Below are 1,039 nucleotides of genomic sequence, written 5' to 3' on the forward strand. Positions count from 1 at the left end.
CGTCTGCGGGTCGCGGCGCTCGCTGGGCAGCAGCGGAGCGTCCGGGTCGGCGTAGTCCTCACCGAACTGGTGCCGCACATCGGTGAACCACCAGCGCAGCGAAGGCTCCACGCCATCGATGCACGGCGACAGCCGGGTCTTCGGGCCACGCCAGCGGCTGCCCTTGCCCAGCCCGACGTGCAGCTTGCCGAACTCGCCGAGGTCCGGTCGCCAGTCGCGCACGTCCAGACCGGCGGACTCGCTGATCCGCAGACCAGCCCGCCGCCACAGCGACACCGCCAGGTAGCCCCGCGCCGCGGGCAGAAACTTGCCTGCCTCCGGCAGCGACCCGCGCCACCCGGAGAACAGCACCTCGACTTCCGGGGTGCTGTACGGCACCCGGCCCGCGCCGGTGTCGCACTTGGCCCGACGATTGAACTCATCGATCGGCTGCACCAACACGGACCCGGTCAACGCATGGATGTCGCCCTGGTAGCGGGCCAGCAGGAACCCGAAGAACTGCGCCAACCCCACAGCCTTGCTATGCACGGTCGAGCCCTGCCGCCGGCGCTCGCGACGCAGCCAACTCAGATACCGATCGGCGTCTGCGGCCTGCGTCGTCCACACCGGCTCGCCGAGGAGGCGCACGAAGTCGAAGATCGTCGCCCGCTCAGCAGCCACCGTGCTGTCCACACTGCCCGCGCCGACCATCGCCAGCAGGTACTGGTCGACGAGTTCCTGCTCGAAGTCCTCGAACTCCTGCGTCGTGCGCAGCCGCGGACCGGAACCCGGCGACCTGACCGTCGCCAAACCCGCCAGTACGTCAGCTCGCCAGGGTCGACCATCCGTCATGTCTGCCAGAGTTTTGGCGGCCATCTCGACATCGGGTCAGGTATTGGCGGTCAGGTCAGCGGTCCTATAAACGCTGCATCCCACGGACATCAAGGCCGAGGACGTGCTCGCGAACTGACGACAGTGCGGACATTTGGCAGCAGCAGTCCATGACCGGGTGTCGACGGGCTGCAGCGTGCCGGTTTCAGGCGATTCGGCAGACCGATGA

At 68.0% G+C, this 1,039-nt stretch carries 1 protein-coding gene; it reads right to left on the reverse strand.

All coding sequences use genetic code 11. The features are described from left to right. Positions 1-831, reverse strand: an 831-nt coding sequence (locus RM423_RS24850) for a hypothetical protein (protein ID WP_311425715.1), incomplete at its 3' end; no start/stop codon positions are given. Positions 832-1,039 lie beyond the last annotated feature (208 nt).

Origin of the sequence: Jatrophihabitans lederbergiae, from assembly GCF_031845305.1 — a bacterium.
GTDB classification, from domain to species: Bacteria; Actinomycetota; Actinomycetes; order Mycobacteriales; family Jatrophihabitantaceae; genus Jatrophihabitans_A; species Jatrophihabitans_A lederbergiae.